Source organism: Chitinophaga sp. CF418, from assembly GCF_900142925.1.
GTDB lineage: Bacteria > Bacteroidota > Bacteroidia > Chitinophagales > Chitinophagaceae > Chitinophaga.
The window spans coordinates 315,142-330,019 of the sequence record NZ_FRCN01000002.1 but is presented as its reverse complement, the minus strand read 5'-3'; the positions used below and the strand labels follow the sequence as shown (position 1 = coordinate 330,019).

Below are 14,878 nucleotides of genomic sequence, written 5' to 3'. Positions count from 1 at the left end.
ACAGTCAAAAGACTGCGCTCTTTTTTTAACACTATCATTCTCTCAACTATGGCTTATTCTGTTTCTGCCACCACTTCCTTCACTTCAGGGATCATACGCTTCATCATGCCTTCAATACCGGCTTTCAGCGTGATCATGGAAGAGGGACAACCTGAACAGGAACCCTGCAGCATCAACGTCACAGTACCGTCGTCGTAATCTTTGAATTGAATTGCACCGCCATCCATCTCTACTGCAGGTTTCACGTAGTTTTCAAGTAATTCCTTGATACGTTTTACCACATCAGTATCGTCTGCACTTACTTCATTGCTGGCGGCAGCTTTTGTCACCACTATTTCCTCTTCGTTAATAACAGGACGGTTATCTTCCAGATATTCCTTCAGGAAGGCTTTTATAGTAGGTATAATATCGTTCCAGTCAGTGTCTGGGGTCTTTGTCAGCGTAATAAAATTAGCCATAACAAAAACACCCCTTATGAACGGGAAGCTGAACAGCTCGACTGCCAGAGGAGACGGCTTAGCGCTGGCCTCATCCGGGAAATCGATGTGCTTACCTGGATACAACAGCTTGTTAGCCACAAACTTCATTGTTTCCGGGTTTGGCGTCATTTCCGTATATATGCTGATAATGGGATTGCCTGTTTTAATCATGGTACTCTAAACTTTTTGATGTGACAAAGGTAGCAACTTTCGTCCACATACCCAGTGGAATCAGCTGCTTTCCATATCGAATTTTACAATAGGGATATAGAGGATTTTTAATTTACATGTGTTTTTTATTCAGTTTATCCCCAATCCGGCACCGTTTGTGCTGCATTATCAACTTCATGGACGGCAGTCTGTTACTCTGGATTGCTTAAATGAATGGTTTTGTTATTTTCGCAATTTTTCAGGTCTTAACCTACATACCAGATGGTCAAGTATTTATTGGGAGTTGCGCTGATGCTTACCGGCATCTTAAATCAGGTAAAAGCACAACTGCCACCTAAACGGGAATTTCGTGCAGTATGGATTGCCACGGTGGAAAATATTGACTGGCCTTCCAGGAAAGGATTGCCGGTTGAGATACAGAAACAGGAATTTATCAACCTACTCGATAAGCAACAGCGTAACGGCATGAACGCCGTTATTGTTCAGGTCCGTCCGGTTGCTGATGCCCTCTACGATTCTCCGTTCGAGCCCTGGTCTGAATACCTGAGCGGCGTACAGGGGCTGGCTCCAAATCCCTATTATGATCCGCTTCGCTTTATGCTGGAAGAGACCCATAAACGAGGTATGGAGTTTCATGCGTGGTTCAATCCTTACCGCGCTGCAATCAGCACCGGCAAGAATGGTGTGGCAGCCAATCACATCACCCGCATGCGTCCTCAGTGGTTCGTCAATTTTGATGGTAAAAAATATTTCGATCCTGGTATTCCGGAAGTACGTGAATACGTCACCCAGATCATCCGGGACGTTGTACGCCGCTACGATATAGATGCCGTGCATTTTGATGATTATTTCTATCCTTACCCGGTTGCCGGCAGGGATTTCCCTGACTACAACTCCTACCGCCAGTATGGCCATAATATGCTGAAAGACGACTGGCGCCGTTGGAACGTGGATACTATTATCCAGATGGTCAGCAAAACGATCAAGGAAGAAAAGCCCTGGGTAAAGTTTGGGATCAGCCCCTTCGGAATCTGGCGGAATAAAAATAAAGACCTGGACGGTTCCTATACAACAGGACTCTCTAACTACGACGACCTGTATGCGGATGTACGTAAATGGCTGAAAAATGGCTGGATAGACTATGTAGCGCCTCAGTTGTACTGGGAGCGGGGACACCGGGCAGCCAACTACGAACTGCTGCTTAACTGGTGGGCGCAGCATGGCTATGGTCGTAATGTGTATATCGGCCACGGGGTATACCGCATCCGCAGCAATGCCGCCTGGAGCGTTCCGGCAGAGTTGCCGATACAGATCACGGAAGTCCGTACACTTAATACGATTCAGGGTAGCGCCTTTTACAGCGCTAAATCATTCAATGGTAATCCTTTAGGATTTGAAGATACCCTGCGTAACTATTTTTACCGTTATCCGGCCCTGCGTCCTGCTATGCCGTGGATAAAACTGCCAGCGCCGTTACCTCCTTATTTTATTGATGCCTTTGAAAGAGCAGATGGCCTGCACCTCTATTGGGCTGACGATGATACCTCCGGTCGTACGCAACAGTATGTACTATACCGTTTCAATGCCAACGAATCCATCAATCTGAACGATCCTACCAAGATCCTGGCTATCATACAACAGATGCCTGATCCACAGTTCATAGATTATTCCTATGTAAAAGGAACGCTTTACACCTACGTAGTTACTGCATTAAACCGCCTGCAAACCGAAAGCTGGGCAAGCGATCCTTTATACATGAAGAAGTCGGGGAGGAGAACATTATTTGTGTTTGATCCTGAACCGGCCGGCAGATATCAATAACATATTATGCATAAAAAAGCGGGGAGCATGTTAAACATGCTCCCCGCTTTTTTATTACTACTGACGATCAATTATTTATATACTGCCTCTACCGGCTTGCCCACGGCTCCATTTGGCATTTGGATACGCAGCATAGCCGCAATGGTCGGTGCAATATCCGCCATACTCACCACATCATTACTCGTCCCATGTTTTACATGCCAGCCCATGAATACCAGCGGCAGGTGGGTATCATACGGATTCCAGTTACCATGGGTCGTGCCTTTGTCAGATCCGGAATACCAGCCCGGCTCAGGAATGATCACCACTGATCCGCAACGCTTGGGATTATATCCGTTGGCGATCATGGTCTTGATCGGTTCCGGTATGGGACTGTTGCCCAGGTTCTCCACATCCGCCGCAAATTGCACACCGGGCAGCTTCTGCAGGTATTGAACAGTCGCTTTCTTTATTGCATCGTAGTCCAGTTTTTGCGCGGAGATTGCTTTCAGGTCAAACCCGATATGATAATTCTCTGTGGTCAAGGCCAGGCGGTCTGCGCCAAAACGCTCTTTTAGTAACGCATTCAATCCGGTTAACATCCTGCTGTCGGGCAATCCGGCCGGAATCTCATGCTCTTTCATAAATGCAACAGAATTAGCCGCGCCATGGTCTGCAGACAGGAATACCAGGTAATTGCCTTTGCCTAAACGCTGGTCCAGATACCGGAAAAAAGCCGACAGGTCTTTGTCCAAACGCAGGTAGGTATCTTCGACTTCTATGGAATTCGGCCCATATTTATGTCCCACATAATCTGTTGAAGCACAGTTGATAGTAAGAAAATCCGTCACGGTATTGCTCCCCAGGTTATATCCTTCAATGGCCGCTTTGGCAAACTCCAGGGTGAGCGTATTCCCGGAAGGAGTGGAGCGAAGACTTCCTTTATCCTTTTGGTAAATGTCCGGCATATTATGCGGGAACGTCGCTGTCGTTTCTCCGCTGAAAGTGCCTTCCCATTTCATATCATCTGCGGTACTCCGGATATAGGTGTTGATGGGATACAGCGTCTCCCAGGGCTTTGACATCATTTGCACCGGCAGCTGGCGGGCATTAAATGCTTTCACCCATTCCGGCAGGTCCTGCATATAAAAAGAGCTGGTTATAAAACTGGCATTGCTGTCATCCAGCCAGAAAGCGCCATTGGCGGTATGCCCGGCGGGCAGTATGGAAGCCCTGTCTTTCAGGGACACCCCTACGACCCTGGAACGGAAGTTAGTCGCTATTTTCAGCTCGTCAGTGATCGTAGATGCCAGCAGGTTACGGGGTGACATTCTACCGGCATCAGAGGTGGTACCCACCGGTTGTACAGTAGTATCTTCTGTGCAATACCAATGGCGGCCGGTCACCTGGTCAGTCCAGTCATTGCCGGTAATACCGTGAATGGCAGGCACAGAACCCGTATAAATAGTACTGTGACCCACCGCTGTAAAGGATGGTAAATGAGTGATGAACGTGTTCTCACAGGAAAACCCTTCCGATAACATTCTCCTGAATCCGCCGGTTTCATAGCGGTCATAATACCGGTACAGGTAGTCCCAGCGCATCTGGTCAACAACAATACCTACAACTAATTTTGGACGGTCCACCGGCTTCTGGGCAGAAACAGCAACTGTCTGCAACATGGCGCCGGTGAGCACCAGTGCAGACAGTGATTGACATATTTTTCTCATGATGGATAATTTCAACAGCAAATAAGACCTGACTATTAACGCTTTCGGCTATTTAAGGTTGTCAAATTATCTATCCTTTCAAAATTTGAATTGTACAAATATTACCAGCGGGAATATAACGGGATAAACATCCCGGGTTGGCCCCCGGATACAAACAAGGGACTAACGGAGCCCTATTGTGTTTTCCCTGCTTCGCCTCAGCGTCTTCTCTACGTCTTCTCTGCTTGTTCTCTGCTTGTTCTCTCATGTAGGGAGGTTAATTCACGCCGCCATTGTTTTCGTTTTTTTCATTACTGCCTGCTCCCGTAGTGTCTATGGCACAACACGGATCCATCCTGTTATTTCTTTTCCTATCCAGTCCGGGGTAACGATCATTACTTTATGGCCGGTTGCAGGCATAAGTATAGTACTGCGGCAATAGCCGCTCCAATAAATGGGCCAGCCACCGGAATCCAGGCATAGTCCCATCCACTGCCAGCCTTTCCTTTTACAGGCAGGATAGCATGCATGAGGCGCGGACCGAAATCCCTTGCGGGATTAATAGCATAACCGGTCGTACCTCCCAGAGAAAGTCCTATCGCCAGTACCAGCAGGGCCACCGGCAAGGCTCCCAGGGAGCCCATTCCCACCGGCGTTTTCTCTGCCCCTAATTCAGCCCCGGTAAAATAAAAGATGGTGAACAACAATACGAAGGTGCCAATCACTTCACTAACGAAATTGCGGCCGTTATTCCTGATAGCCGGTGCCGTACAGTAACAGGCCTGTATCAGACCCGGGTCTGCTGTGGCATCCAGATGATCTTTATAATAAACCCATACAAGGAATGCGCCAGCCATGGCTCCCAGTAACTGGGCCAGGATAAACAGGGGAACAGACGACCAGGCGAACTTTCCGGCTATAGCCAGCGCCAGTGTCACTGCAGGATTCAGATGTGCACCGCTATAAGGGCCGGCCACCACCACACCTACAAATACGGCCAGCGCCCAGCCGGTCGTGATCACGATCCAGCCGCCGCCATTGCCCTTTGTCTTATTGAGAATAACATTTGCCACTACGCCATTGCCCAGCAGTATCAGTAACATGGTTCCCAGGAACTCTGCTAATAAAGGGTGCATTGAAGAATTATTTTTATCAGTTAGTCATTAGTCGTGGTGCGGGAATGATATTTCAGATCATCCGCGGGTTATATCATTGGCTTACTACAGCATCTTCCTGTGCCGAGAGTTTTGCCCAGGCCTTTGCCGCCTTTATTGCATGGCTCCAGCCTTTGATCCATTTATGCACATCTTCTTCCTTACCGGCGGGGGTGAAAGAGTGATCTACCTGCCACTGACGGGCAATTTCTTCCTGGTCTTTCCAGAAACCTGTTGCCAGTCCTGCAAGATAAGCCGCTCCCATAGCCGTTGTTTCCGTGATCCTGGGACGTATCACCTGCGTATCCAGTATGTCGGCCTGGAACTGCATCAGCAGGTTATTATTGGTAGCGCCGCCGTCCACCCTCAGTTCTTTTATACTGATACCTGCATCGGCCTCCATTGCACGCAACACTTCCATGGTTTGATAGGCAATACTTTCCAGTGCAGCTCTTGCAATATGCGCCGACGTTGTGCCCCTGGTCATCCCAACAAGAGTGCCTCTCGCATGCTGGTCCCAGTGAGGAGCTCCCAGACCAGCAAATGCCGGCACCAGGTATACGCCATCATTGTGGGCCACCTTTGCGGCCAGGCCTTCCACCTCGGAGGAGGAGCGGATAATTCCCAATCCATCCCGCAGCCATTGTACCACTGCTCCGGCAATAAAAATGCTGCCCTCCAGGGCGTATTCCACCTTGCCATTTATTTTCCATGCAATAGTGGTCACCAGGTTGTTCTGCGAAATGATGGGCTGTTCACCAATATTCATCAGCATAAAACATCCCGTACCATAGGTATTCTTCACCATCCCGGGCGATGTGCACATCTGTCCGAACAGGGCCGCATGCTGGTCACCCGCAATACCGGCGATAGGAATGGTCACAGAGAAAATAGACGGCGCTGTTTCTGCGATCAGTTCACTGGATTGCTTTACTTCCGGCAGCATAGTAGCCGGAATATCAAATAGGGACAACAATTCTTCGTCCCAGCTTTGGGTATGTATATTAAATAACATCGTCCGCGATGCATTGGTAATATCTGTCGCGTGTGTTTTTCCTTCTGTAAGGTTCCATACCAGCCAGGCATCCACCGTCCCAAAGGCCAGTAATCCTTTAGCGGCCTTTTCCCTGGCGCCTTCAACATTGTCCAGTATCCATTTCACTTTCGTGGCAGAGAAATAAGCGTCAATTACAAGGCCGGTCTTTTCCCTGATCATCTGTCCATGCCCTGCCGCTTTCAGTTCATCACAGTAAGCTGCAGTGCGCCTGTCCTGCCATACAATGGCGTTGTGAACCGGCTTCCCTGTATGGCGGTCCCACACAATGGTCGTCTCCCGCTGATTAGTGATCCCGATCGCCGCAATATCTGTTCCTCTTAGTCCTGCTTTAGCCACTGCTTCTGCAGCAACGCCCAGCTGGCTGGACCAGATCTCGCTGGCATCATGTTCCACCCATCCGGGGGAAGGGAAGATCTGTCTGAATTCTTTCTGGGCTACAGATACTATCGCACCGGCTTTATCAAATATGATCGCCCTTGAGCTGGTGGTACCCTGATCCAATGCCAGGACGTACCGGGTTATTTCCTTTTCCTTCATATAGCGTACACGTGAAATTTAACGGATGTGGAACTATGGTTTATTTTGTTGATGGTTTCTTAATGCAGCAGGTAATGGGCTGCTATTGCAGTAAAGGCTTTCACCTGTTCTTCCTCCCAGGCCTTGTCTTTCCCCAGCTCCGCCGCCAGCATAGCAGCAACGGCAGGCGCCATCTCCACGGCCGCCCGGGCATCCAGTAACAGGGCGCGCAACCTTCTTGACAAGACATCATCCACGGTGCGGGCCATTTCCTGCTGTACGGCCCAAACAACCTGCGCCTTGATATAAGGCAAGCGGGGATGCAGTTGCCCCGCCAGTACAGGATTGGCTTTTATCAAGGCACTGATCGGCTCCACATCACTGCCATACACATCCAGCGGGGCAGGAGCGGAGGGCGCCGTCGTATATCCATGGATATGCAGGGATTGTGTTGCACAAGGAACGATGGCCAGTCCTCCTGTTGCAATTGCCGTGTCCACGGTATCTTCCGCCATCTTGCGGAACGTCGTCCACTTACCGCCAGTAATGGTAATAAGCCCGGAAGCCGCGGTAATCACTTTATGACTACGGGATATTTCCTTGGTACTATCGGTATCTTTCTGCGGCGCAGCCAAAGGTCGCAGGCCCGCATATACACTCAATACATCGGAGCGGGTAGGCGCTTTTTGCAGGTAGCTGCCGGCAGTCTGCAATATGAAGTTGACCTCCGTTTCGAGTGCCTGTGGCTCCAGGCTATGGTCGTTAAGTGGCGTATCTGTCGTACCCACCAGCAACTTCCCATGCCAGGGCAGGGCAAACAACACGCGGCCGTCAGCCGTTTTGGGGATCATCAATGCGCTGGTGCTGTTCAGGAAGCCAGCATCCAGTACCAGGTGTACCCCCTGACTGGGACGGATAGTGGGCCGGGCGCCCGGTTCATCCATCTGCAGCACCTCGTCGGCAAATACACCTGTAGCATTGATCACCGTTTTAGCCTGCAGGTCATATGTTTCTCCTGTTTCCTGGTCTTTAGCACTTACGCCGTTTATCTTTCCGTTTCCATCTTTCCGGAGACTGGTTACCTTAAAATAGTTCAGCAGTACCGCTCCTTGTTCTGTCGCTGTCTCGGCGATATTTACTGCCAGACGGGAATCGTCAAACTGTCCGTCGTGGTAAACAATACCACCTTTCAGCCCTTCGCTGCGTATAGCCGGCAAAGCTTTGATCACTGCCTGCCTGCCGATAACGCGGGAGGGCCCGAGGCTAAGGCGTCCGGACAGCAGGTCATATAATTTCAGTCCTATGCCATAGAAAGGCCCCTGCCACCATTTATAGTATGGTATGATGAACTCCTGGTCATGCGCAAGGTGTGGCGCATTAGCCAGCAGCAATCCTCTTTCGTGCAGGGCTTCTTTTACCAGTCCCACGTCACCCTGGGCCAGGTAGCGCACCCCTCCGTGTACCAGTTTTGTACTCCGGCTGGAAGTCCCCTTGGCAAAATCCGACTGTTCCAGCAGGAGGGTACGGAAGCCCCGCTGAGCGGCGTCCATGGCAATGCCTAGTCCGGTAGCGCCACCGCCGATCACAATAATATCCCAAACGACTGTTGCCGTATTGCCTAGCTGTTGTTTAAAGGTTAACCTGTTCATTGTGAGGAATATGCTTTATTTTCTTTTAATTAGTTTCAGTTTATTTCATTCACATCGGAAAGAAAAAGAACGGGCGCTGGCAGTCCTGTAGATCGAAAATAAATGTTTTGTTCGTTCCTTTTCAGGAAGTTAATGTATAAACGCGCATTTATACATGATATTCCTCACTTTTTACTAAATATTTTTTCTGATGCAATGTGTTAAATTCAACAACATGAAAGTACTTTTGTAACGAATTGGAAGAAGGCATAACTGTATTTGTTCCAAATCTGTTTAAAACATGTAATGCTTTTTTCTACAACTGCTAATTTTTTGCGCGTATGTCAATGATCAATATTGCAGAAAGACACAAATACATTCTTGACCGTTTAGCTGAAAAAGGATATGTGAATGTGGTTGACCTCTGCAAAGAACTGGATGTTTCCGGTGTTACCATTCGTAAAGACCTCAAACTGCTTGAAGACAAGTCCCTGTTATTCCGCTCACACGGGGGCGCCACCGTCAACAATCCGTACATTAACGACAAACCTGTCAACGAGAAGGAGAAGCTGCGCCGTGAGGAGAAGAACAATATCGCCATCGCCGCATCAGCTATGATAGCCCCGAACGATGCCATTATCATTTCTTCCGGAACAACTGCCCTGGCCTTGTCCAGGAATATCCATCCCAAAGGACACCTTACAGTGATCACCCCGGCCCTGAACGTAGCGCAGGAGCTGTTACGCCATCCGGAGATCGAGGTATTACAACTGGGAGGTATTGTCCGCAACAGTTCTTCCTCAGTAACAGGCACTTACGCCGAAAGAATTCTGGCCGACTTCTCCTGTTCCAAGTTATTCCTTGGACTGGAAGGTATTGATATCGAATTTGGCCTGACCACCACCAACCTCCTGGAAGCACAATTGAATCAGCGAATGGTGGCTGCCGCCCAGAAAACCATTGTACTGGCGGATTCCTCCAAGTTCGGCCGCCGTGGTTTCGGAAAGATCTGCGATCTGGAAGATGTGGATGAGATCATTACCGACAGCGGTGTTTCTGCACATATTGTGAAGGCCCTGGAAGAAATGGGGATAAATGTGACAATCGTTTAATAGCTAGCCTGTTAAGTTGTATTCACTATGCTGTAGCAATGTTTAGCTGATTGCTGCAGGTCTTACATATTATTATAGCGTCTGTTGGCCCAACCGTTTGGGTCCCGGGGTTGTTCATCCATTTCGGGGACGCCCATCCATTTATGGCTCCCGGGGTTGCCACCCCGGGCTACAAACACACGGCTCCTGCCGAAGCTGATTGTAGCGAATAAATCAACTTTCAGTAGCCGCTTCTAACTCACTTGAGATTCGTTTGAGATGGCCTCATCCTCCCTTAATCTTCCCTTCAGAAGGGAAGATTAAGGGAGGATGAGGCCATCTCAACTATATCCCTACTATATCTCAAAGGATCTCAAAGGAAGTTCACGACCAGGAAGAATCACCCTTTGGCGATACCCACAGACTAGTAAGAGCATTTTGGTCCATTCACTGCTTTTATCCTCAACACATTAAACATTTTCATTACCCAATGAGCCCCTTCCAGGGGGAAATATGGTCACTTATTACCTCTCCACTTATTTAATTCTAACAAATGCCAGTACTTTTTTAATCTTTTCTAATTTTTTGGGGTTATACAAAACCTTTCGTAAAAATTACCGGTTTCCTTTAGTATCTTTATACCGTTCCCGAAAAATTACGGTACCTCAACCGCCCAGAGTAAGCGGGGAAGGTGTGCCAAGGTCAAAAAATCTAAACGAATGCAAGAAGTGAAGCAATTGCAAGGACTGTATCACCCGGATTTTGAGCATGATGCATGCGGAACAGGCTTTACGGCCCATATCAAGGGTCGTAAATCGCATCAGATCATCCGGGATGCGTTGACCATGTTGGAAAACATGGAGCACCGCGGTGCATGTGGTTATGAGCAAAACACCGGTGATGGTGCTGGTATCCTTATCCAGCTGCCACACGAGTTCCTGTACGACGAATGCCTGAAGATAGGCATTAGCCTCCCTGAATTTGGAAAATACGGGGTAGGCATGATTTTCTTTCCGAAAGAGCCTCGCTGGCGCGAAGAGTGCCGTGAGATCCTGAACCGAGCGGCCGAGAAACTGGGACTGGAAATACTAGGTTACCGTAGGGTACCGGTACGTCCTGATGGCATTGGCGAAGGCGCTCTTTCTGTAGAACCGGAAATTGAACAGGTATTTATTGCCTGTCCTTATCATATTACGGACAATGACATTTTTGAGCGTAAACTCTTCGTGCTGCGTAACTACGTTTCTAAAACCGTTCGCAACACTGTTCCGAAAGAGAAAGCGCTTTTCTACATTCCGTCCCTTTCTACAAAGACTATTGTATATAAAGGCCAGTTAACAACTTACCAGGTACGTCACTATTACGCTGACCTCAGCGATGAGAAGATGGTATCTGCGTTTGCACTGATCCACTCCCGTTTCGCTACCAACACGTTCCCGAGCTGGCGTCTGGCTCACCCTTACCGCTATATAGCGCACAATGGTGAGATCAACACGCTGAAAGGGAACCTGAACTGGTTAAGGGCAGGAGAGAAGGACTTCGTTTCCAAATATTTCTCTCAGGAAGAAATGGACATGATCCTTCCGCTCGTGGAAGAAGGCCAGTCCGACTCTGCCAGCCTGGATAACGTAGTGGAACTGCTCCTGCTCACCGGCCGCTCTCTGCCACATGTGATGATGATGCTCATCCCTGAGGCCTGGGACGGTAACGATGACATGGACCCTGTGAAGAAGTCCTTCTACGAATACCATGCTTCCCTCATGGAGCCATGGGATGGTCCGGCTTGTATCTCCTTCACAGATGGTAAGATCATCGGTGGTACGCTGGACCGTAACGGTCTGCGTCCTGCCCGCTTCGTTATCACTAAAGATGACCGCGTGATCATGGCGTCTGAAGCAGGTGTTCTGCCAATAGATCCTAAGAATGTAAAAGAAAAAGGCCGCCTGCAGCCTGGTAAAATGTTCATCGTGGACATGGAACAGGGCCGTATCATCGGCGATGAGGAGCTGAAACAGAACATCTGTTCTCAGCAACCTTACGGCGAGTGGCTGAATAAATATAAGATCCGCCTGGAAGAACTGTCTGATCCGAGGGTTACTTTCACCCACCTGGAACACGACCAGATCTTTAAATACCAGCGCGCCTTCGGTTATTCTACAGAAGATCTTTACACCATCATCGCGCCAATGGCCCTCGATGGTAAAGAACCGGTAGGTTCCATGGGTACGGATGCTCCACTGGCCATTCTGAGTGATCAGCCGCAGCACCTGACCAGCTACTTCAAACAGCTGTTCGCACAGGTAACCAATCCTCCAATTGATCCGATCCGTGAAAAGCTGGTGATGTCACTCGCTACCTATGTTGGTAATAATGGCAACCTGCTGGACGAAGATCCGCTGCACTGTCATGGTCTGGCGCTCCGTCACCCGATCCTGACCAACTTCGAACTGGAAAAGATCCGTAGTATAGATACCGGCTTGTTCCAGGCCAAGACCCTCCATACTTATTTCAGGGCAGACGGTAAACCTGGTTCCCTTGAAAAAGGCCTCCAGCGTCTGTGCCGCTATGCGGTAGATGCGGTGGAAGATGGTTTCGAAGTGATCATCCTGTCCGACAGGGCGATCGATTCAGAACACGCCGCTATGCCTTCACTGCTGGCTGCATCAGCTGTACACCACCACCTGATCCGCAAAGGATACCGTGGCCAGGTAGGGCTGATCGTAGAAGCCGGGGATGTATGGGAAGTGCACCACTTTGCCTGTCTGCTGGGCTTTGGCGTAACCGCCATCAACCCGTACCTGGCACTGAGCACCATCCGCGATCTGAAGCTGAACGACAAACTGGAAACAGAGCTGGATGTGGATAAACTGAAGAAGAACTACATCAAGGCTGTATGTGATGGTTTGCTGAAAGTATTCTCTAAAATGGGTATCTCCACCCTGCAATCATACCAGGGTGCACAGATATTTGAAATATTAGGTATCAACCGCCAGGTAGTGGATAAGTATTTCACCGGCGCAGTATCCCGTATACAGGGTATGGGCCTGGATGAAATAGCCCGCGAAACACTGGCTAAGCACTGGATGGGTTACGGCCGCAAGGAAACACCTGTACAGCGTCTTACAACCGGCGGTATCTACCAGTGGAAGAGAAAAGGTGAATTCCACCTCTTCAACCCGACCACTATCCACCTCTTACAATATGCTACCCGTATGGGCGACTATAGCATATTTAAGAAGTACTCAAAATCAGTGAACGACCAGAGCGAAAGAGCAGCCACCCTGCGTAGCCTCTTCTCGTTCAAACGTAATCGTCCTTCTGTTCCGCTGGAAGAAGTTGAACCGGCTGAAAGCATCCTGAAGCGTTTTGCTACCGGTGCGATGAGCTTTGGTTCCATCTCCCACGAGGCACACTCCACACTGGCCATCGCGATGAACCGTATCGGCGCCAAGAGCAATACAGGTGAAGGTGGTGAAGACGAACTCCGTTATCAACTGCTCCCGAACGGCGACAGCATGCGTTCTGCTATCAAGCAGGTAGCAAGTGCCCGTTTTGGTGTAACAAGTAATTATCTGACTAATGCGGACGAGCTCCAGATCAAGATGGCACAAGGTGCTAAACCTGGAGAAGGCGGACAGTTACCTGGTCATAAAGTAGATGATTGGATCGCGAAGGTTCGTCACTCCACACCAGGTGTAGGTCTGATCTCTCCTCCTCCGCACCACGATATTTATTCCATCGAGGACCTTGCTCAGTTGATCTTTGACCTGAAAAATGCTAACCGTGCCGCACGTATCAGTGTAAAACTGGTGTCCAAGGCAGGTGTTGGTACCATCGCTGCCGGTGTTGCCAAAGCAAAAGCGGATGTAGTGCTTATCTCCGGTTATGACGGTGGTACAGGTGCTTCTCCGATCAGCTCTATCAAACATGCGGGTCTGCCATGGGAACTGGGTCTGGCTGAAACACATCAGACACTGGTGAAGAACAAACTGCGTAGCCGAGTGGTGGTACAGACTGATGGTCAGCTGAAAACAGGCCGTGACATTGCCATCGCTACCCTGCTGGGTGCAGAGGAATGGGGTGTTGCAACTGCCGCACTGGTAGCCGAAGGTTGTATCATGATGCGTAAATGTCACCTGAATACCTGTCCTGTTGGTGTAGCCACACAGGATCCTGAACTGCGTAAGCGCTTCAACGGTGATGCTGAAAATGTTGTGAACCTCTTCAAATTCCTGGTGGAAGAATTCCGTGAGATCATGGCGGACCTTGGTTTCCGTACTGTAACCGACATGGTGGGCCAGGTAGATAGCCTGCAGGTGCGTGAAAACATCTCTCACTGGAAGTACAAACAACTCGATCTGTCTCCGATATTATATAAAGAACCAGCTGCTGACGAAACAGGGCTGTTCAAACAGGAAGAACAGGATCATGGTATAGGTGAAGTGATTGACTGGCAGTTGCTGAAATCAGCACAGCCGGCGCTGGAGAAAAAATCCCGTGTATTCCATCAGTTTAATATCAAGAACACCGACAGGGCCGTAGGTACCATCCTCAGTAACGAAATATCCAAACGTTATGCAGGACCAGGTCTTCCGGAAGATACTATCCACTACAAGTTTGTAGGTTCTGCCGGACAAAGCTTCGGGGCTTTCAATACCAAAGGTGTAACCCTGGAACTGGAAGGAGAAGCAAATGACTACTTCGGTAAAGGTTTATCCGGTGCGAAACTGATCCTTTATCCATCTCCTGAAGCAGGTTTTAAAGCGGAAGAAAACATCATCGCAGGTAACGTAGCGCTCTATGGTGCTACATCCGGCGAGGCTTACATCCGCGGTAAAGCCGGTGAGCGCTTCTGTGTACGTAACTCCGGTGCTACCATCGTAGCAGAAGGTGTCGGCGATCACGGTTGTGAATATATGACAGGAGGTAAAGCAGTGATACTGGGAGAAACCGGCCGCAACTTCGGTGCAGGTATGAGTGGCGGTATTGCTTATATATATGATGTAAAAGGTGTGTTTGCAGGACGTTGCAACAAGGATATGATCGACCTGGATCCGCTGGACCAGCAAGACACCGCCGAACTGCAGGACCTGATCACCAAGCATCATGCATATACGAACAGTACTGTGGCCAGGTTCATACTGAAAGACTGGGAAAACCAGCTGCGCCACTTCGTGAAAGTGTTCCCGAAAGAGTACAAAGCTGCACTCAACGCAAGCAAAACGGGCGCACAGAAGGTAGAGAAGTAGTAACATTCTAACATCTAAGACAAG

Annotated in this window: 8 protein-coding genes; 3 read left to right on the top strand and 5 right to left on the bottom strand. The window is 49.2% G+C overall.

Annotation, left to right across the window (positions count from 1 at the left end):
• Positions 1 to 53: 53 nt before the first annotated feature.
• The gene (locus F3I09_RS05900; RefSeq protein ID WP_149694120.1) at positions 54 to 650 is read right to left on the bottom strand and encodes a NifU family protein; all 597 of its coding nucleotides are present in this window, start codon (positions 648 to 650) and stop codon (positions 54 to 56) included.
• Between the two features lie 261 nt (positions 651 to 911).
• Between F3I09_RS05900 and F3I09_RS05895 the strand changes: the two genes are divergently transcribed.
• Positions 912 to 2,471 (top strand): glycoside hydrolase family 10 protein, encoded by a 1,560-nt coding sequence (locus tag F3I09_RS05895; protein WP_149694119.1) that lies wholly within the window; start codon positions 912 to 914, stop codon positions 2,469 to 2,471.
• A gap of 71 nt (positions 2,472 to 2,542) precedes the next feature.
• On the opposite strand, the gene pafA is transcribed toward F3I09_RS05895, so the two are convergent.
• From pafA to F3I09_RS05875, 4 genes are all read right to left on the bottom strand, one after another.
• Positions 2,543 to 4,180 carry an alkaline phosphatase PafA gene (pafA, locus tag F3I09_RS05890; RefSeq protein WP_149694118.1) on the bottom strand — a complete coding sequence of 546 codons (1,638 nt, stop codon included), beginning with the start codon at positions 4,178 to 4,180 and terminating at the stop codon, positions 2,543 to 2,545.
• Positions 4,181 to 4,554: 374 nt separating this feature from the next.
• Positions 4,555 to 5,295, bottom strand: a complete 741-nt coding sequence (locus tag F3I09_RS05885; RefSeq protein ID WP_149694117.1) for an MIP/aquaporin family protein — start codon at positions 5,293 to 5,295, stop codon at positions 4,555 to 4,557.
• A gap of 73 nt (positions 5,296 to 5,368) precedes the next feature.
• Positions 5,369 to 6,907, bottom strand: a complete 1,539-nt coding sequence (gene glpK / locus F3I09_RS05880; protein ID WP_149694116.1) for a glycerol kinase GlpK — start codon at positions 6,905 to 6,907, stop codon at positions 5,369 to 5,371.
• A gap of 59 nt (positions 6,908 to 6,966) precedes the next feature.
• A complete protein-coding gene (locus F3I09_RS05875; protein ID WP_149694115.1) occupies positions 6,967 to 8,535 on the bottom strand; it encodes a glycerol-3-phosphate dehydrogenase/oxidase in 1,569 nt (522 codons plus the stop codon).
• A 320-nt stretch (positions 8,536 to 8,855) separates the two neighbouring features.
• Between F3I09_RS05875 and F3I09_RS05870 the strand changes: the two genes are divergently transcribed.
• Both F3I09_RS05870 and gltB read left to right on the top strand, forming a co-directional pair.
• A complete protein-coding gene (locus tag F3I09_RS05870) occupies positions 8,856 to 9,626 on the top strand; it encodes a DeoR/GlpR family DNA-binding transcription regulator (RefSeq protein ID WP_149694114.1) in 771 nt (256 codons plus the stop codon).
• 698 nt (positions 9,627 to 10,324) lie between these two features.
• Entirely contained in the window at positions 10,325 to 14,854 is a 4,530-nt protein-coding gene (gene gltB / locus F3I09_RS05865; RefSeq protein ID WP_149694113.1) for a glutamate synthase large subunit, read from the top strand.
• The last annotated feature ends 24 nt before the right edge of the window (positions 14,855 to 14,878 follow it).

What these genes read in the sequence shown, in the direction of transcription:
- gltB (WP_149694113.1), top strand. Translation starts at nt 10,325, where the DNA reads ATGCAAGAAGTGAAGCAATTGCAAGGACTGTATCACCCGGATTTTGAG.
- glpK (WP_149694116.1), bottom strand. Translation starts at nt 6,907, where the DNA reads ATGAAGGAAAAGGAAATAACCCGGTACGTCCTGGCATTGGATCAGGGT.
- pafA (WP_149694118.1), bottom strand. Translation starts at nt 4,180, where the DNA reads ATGAGAAAAATATGTCAATCACTGTCTGCACTGGTGCTCACCGGCGCC.
- F3I09_RS05885 (WP_149694117.1), bottom strand. Translation starts at nt 5,295, where the DNA reads ATGCACCCTTTATTAGCAGAGTTCCTGGGAACCATGTTACTGATACTG.
- F3I09_RS05875 (WP_149694115.1), bottom strand. Translation starts at nt 8,535, where the DNA reads ATGAACAGGTTAACCTTTAAACAACAGCTAGGCAATACGGCAACAGTC.
- F3I09_RS05900 (WP_149694120.1), bottom strand. Translation starts at nt 650, where the DNA reads ATGATTAAAACAGGCAATCCCATTATCAGCATATATACGGAAATGACG.
- F3I09_RS05895 (WP_149694119.1), top strand. Translation starts at nt 912, where the DNA reads ATGGTCAAGTATTTATTGGGAGTTGCGCTGATGCTTACCGGCATCTTA.
- F3I09_RS05870 (WP_149694114.1), top strand. Translation starts at nt 8,856, where the DNA reads ATGTCAATGATCAATATTGCAGAAAGACACAAATACATTCTTGACCGT.